2 protein-coding genes are annotated in these 3,921 nt (G+C 76.7%); both read left to right on the top strand.

The window, feature by feature from the left end; all coding sequences use genetic code 11:
* The first annotated feature begins 223 nt into the window (after positions 1-223).
* Positions 224-1,150: a ComEA family DNA-binding protein gene (locus ABZ885_RS37145; protein ID WP_360198990.1), complete on the top strand. Its 927-nt coding sequence runs from the start codon at positions 224-226 to the stop codon at positions 1,148-1,150.
* Between the two features lie 251 nt (positions 1,151-1,401).
* Positions 1,402-3,921: ComEC/Rec2 family competence protein (locus ABZ885_RS37150; RefSeq protein WP_360198992.1), on the top strand; the 2,520-nt coding region annotated here is incomplete at its 3' end.

Raw genomic sequence — 3,921 nt, forward strand, 5'->3', positions numbered from 1 at the left:
GGCGGCCGGGCGGCCCTGGCGGCCGGGCCGTCGGGGCGTCGGGGCGTCGGGGCGTCGGGGCCGGTGATGCGGGTGGCGGTGGCGGGCGGCGGGTGGCGGGTGGTCAACTCCGAGGGGCTTGCCTCACTCGTGTGAGTGACCTGATTTATCCACAACCCCGGGGTTGTCCACAGGCTTTCGCCCCTTTTCCCGCGCGCCGTGGGGACCTCCTACCGTGCAGCGCATGACGAACCTGACGATCGGCGCGAAGAGGCGCCAAGAGATCAGCGAGACCGCCGGCCTCCGGATGGCGGCCCTGTGGCCGGCCGCCGATCGGCCGACCGGAACGGGGGAGCCGCTGGCCACCGGCCCGCCTGCCGACGGCGGGTCGGACGGCGGGCCGGAGGACGCCGGGGGAGTGGACGCCGGCGGACTGGATGCCGGCGCGGTGGACGCCGGGCCGGCCCGTGCGCGCTTCCGGTTCGGCCCGGCGGTGATGCTCGACCGGCGGGCCGTCCTGGGGCTGGTCGTCCTGCTGCTGCTCGCCGTGGCGTACGGCGTGCAGCACTTCTGGCTGGCCCGGCCCCGACCGGTCGAGGTGCCGGCCGTGGCGGTCGCCCCGGCGGAGCCTGGCACGGGCGTCCCGGCGCTTGCCTCCGGTCCGCCTGTCACCGGGCCCACGCCGCCTGCCGCCGGGCCCGCGCCACCCGCCGTGGGCGGACCGGAGGCCAACGCCGTCGTGGTGGTCGACATCGGCGGCCGCGTGCATGCGCCCGGCGTACACACCCTTCCCACCGGCTCCCGGGTTGCCGACGCGCTCCGCGTGGCCGGTGGTCCGCTGCCCGAGACGGAGACCAAGAACCTCAACCTGGCCCGGGTACTGACGGACGGTGAGCAGATCCTGGTCGGCGATCCCGCCGCGCCCATGGCAGGCGGGCCGGGCGCCGGTGCCGGGCCTCCGGCGCCGGCCGCGCCGAAACAGCCGGTCAGCCTCAACCGCGCCACCCTCGAACAACTCGACACGCTCCCGGGCGTCGGACCGACGCTCGCCCAGCGGATCATCGCGTTCCGCGCGTCCCACGGATCGTTCCGCTCACTCGACCAGCTCCGGCAGGTGAGCGGCATCGGCGAGCGAACGTACGCGGAGATCAAACCGATGCTCACCCTCTGACCGACCCGTCGGCCCGCGATCCGGCCGACGGCCCCCGATTCCCCGTCACTGCCCCGCCGAACCGACCGAAGGGAGGTGCCGTCATCGCCGCCGCCACCACCACCACCACCATCGCGCCCGTCGCCGCCCGGCCAACCCCCACACCCTCTCCCGCCGGCGACCTCCGGCTCCTCCTCCCCGCCGTCGCCGCGTGGGCCGTCACCGCGGCCGTCCTCCGCCACGGCACCGGCCACGGCGTCCTGCTGCTCACGGTGGCGGGCGCGGCTACGCTCCTCGCCGTCCTCCTGCTCGCCCGCCCGGACGTCCGCCGACGCCGCGGCGCCGGCGTCACCGCGGCCGCGGTCCTGCTCACCGGCGCGGCGGCGACCGCCGTGACACTGCTGCACACCGCCGACCTCCTCCGGGGTCCGCTACCGGCACTGGCACAGACGGCCGGCCCCGCACCGGAGGTGGGCGTCGAGCTGACCGTCACCGGAGACCCGAAGGCCCGCACCTCCCGCACTAGGGGAACGACCGCCGGGCAGGCCGTCCTCACCGTGGACGCCGTGGTGGACCGGATCACCGTCCTGACCGGGCCCGCCCCCGGTCCGGGCGCGGGTACCACCAGGACGCGGACACCGGTGACGGTCCTGGCCCGCGGTCCGGACATCGACCGGTGGCAGCGGCTGCTCCCGTCCGCCCGGGTGGCCGTCGAGGCCGACGTCCGCCCGGCCGGGGAGGGCCACGACGACGCGGCCGCCCTGCTGATCGCGCACGGCCCGCCCCGCGAACTCGCGCCGCCGAACCTGCCGCAGCGGATCGCCGGCCGACTGCGGGCGGGTCTGCGGTCGGCGAGCGACGGGCTGCCGCCGGACGCGCGGGGGCTGCTCCCCGGCCTGGTCGTCGGAGACACCTCACGCCTCCCCGGCGACCTCCTGGAGGCCTTCCGGGCCACCGACCTGGCCCACCTGATCGCGGTGAGCGGAGCCAACCTCGCCATCGTCCTCGGAGTGCTGCTCGGCGCACCCGGGCAGGCCGGCACTGCCGAACGGCGCGGTCTGGCCGCACTGTTCGGGCTGCCGCTGCGCACCACCGCGCTGCTCGGCACGGCGGTCACGCTGGCCTTCGTCACCATCTGCCGCCCCGAGCCGAGCGTGCTGCGGGCGGCCGGGACCGGCCTGATCGGCCTGCTCGCACTGGCCACCGGCCGCCCGCGCCAGGCGGTGCCCGCGCTGTCGGGGACGGTGCTGCTCCTGGTGCTCCTCGACCCCTACCTGGCGCGTTCCTTCGGCTTCCTGCTCTCGGTGCTCGCCACCACCGGCCTGCTGGTTCTCGGCCCGCACTGGGCCCAGGCGCTGCGGGCGCGGGGCTGGCCGCACCACGTGGCGGGTGCCCTCGGGGCGGCGGCCGCGGCGCAGGCGCTCTGCGCGCCCGTGACGGTGGTGCTGTCCGGGCACATCAGCCTGGTCGCCGTCCCGTGCAACCTGCTGGCCGAGCTGGCGGTGGCCCCGGCGACGCTGCTCGGTTTCGGGGTGCTGGTGCTGGAGCCGTTCCTGCCGGCACCGGCCAGGCTGCTCGCGGAGGTGGCGGGCCTCCCGGCCGGCTGGCTGGCGGCGGTGGCCCGGCACGGGGCCGAGGTGCCGGGCGGGCAGCTGTCCTGGCCGGGCGGGCTGCTCGGCACGGCGACGCTGGCACTGGGCACGGTGGCGGTCTGCTGGACGGTTCCGCTCCTGCTGCCCCGGCGCGGTGGGGCGGGCGGGCGCCGACCCCGGGGCGGCTGGGTCCGTCCGCTGGTGGCCGGCCTGCTCTTCCTGGTCCTGGTGGCCGTACTGCTGCGGCCGCCCCTGCTCACCCGGCTGGCGACCGGCTGGCCGCCGCCGGGCTGGCGGCTGGTCATGTGCGATGTGGGCCAGGGCGACATGCTGGTGTTGCCGGTGGTCCCGGACGACGGCTCGGTGCCGGACAGCGCCATGGTGATCGATGCGGGCCCTGATCCGCATGCGGCCGACCGCTGCCTGCGCGATCTCGGGATCACGCGGGTGCCGCTCCTCCTGCTGACCCACTTCCACGCCGATCACGTGGAGGGTGTGCCGGGGGTGCTGCGCGGCCGTGCGGTGGGTGCGGTCGAGGGCACGGCGGTGGACGATCCGCCGGGTGAGGCGGCCCGGGTGTCCAGGTGGGCGGCGGCCGCGGGTGTCCCGCTGCTGCGGGCCCGGTGGGGCGAGCGGCGGGCGGCGGGGCCGGGGCTGTCCTGGCAGGTGGTCTGGCCGGACGCGGCGGTGCCCGCGGAGGCGTCCGGTGCCAACAACGCGAGTGTCGCGCTGCTGGTGAGTTTGGCGGGCGGACTGCGGCTGGCCCTGCTGGGTGATCTCGAACCGCCGGCCCAGTCGGCGTTGCTGGGGAGATGGGGAGGTGACACCGGAGTGGACGTCGTGAAGGTGGCACATCACGGTTCGGCCCACCAGGACTGGGACTTGGCTGCGGCCCTGAGCCCGCGGCTGGCCCTGATCTCGTGCGGTGAGGGCAATCCGTACGGGCACCCGTCGGTGCGGACGGTGGATCACTTGCGGTCCCTGGGGGCCACGGTGCTGCGTACGGACCTGGCCGGGGACATCGCGGTGACGGGTGACACCCCGGCGCACCTCGGTGCGTCGGTGCACCCGGTCGGCGCTCACGGCCCGCACGGTGCCCGAGCGTCCCGTGCCGTGGTCCAGGCCGGCGGGCCGCGCGGCCCGCCGGCCGGAGGGCACACCACCGGCTCAATAGCTCGCCCACCCCCCCGGGCGGGGGGT

This window comes from Kitasatospora sp. NPDC047058 (assembly GCF_040643935.1).
GTDB lineage: Bacteria > Actinomycetota > Actinomycetes > Streptomycetales > Streptomycetaceae > Kitasatospora.

Excerpts from the sequence above, each read along its gene's own strand:
- ABZ885_RS37145 (WP_360198990.1), top strand. The coding sequence starts at position 224 with ATGACGAACCTGACGATCGGCGCGAAGAGGCGCCAAGAGATCAGCGAG.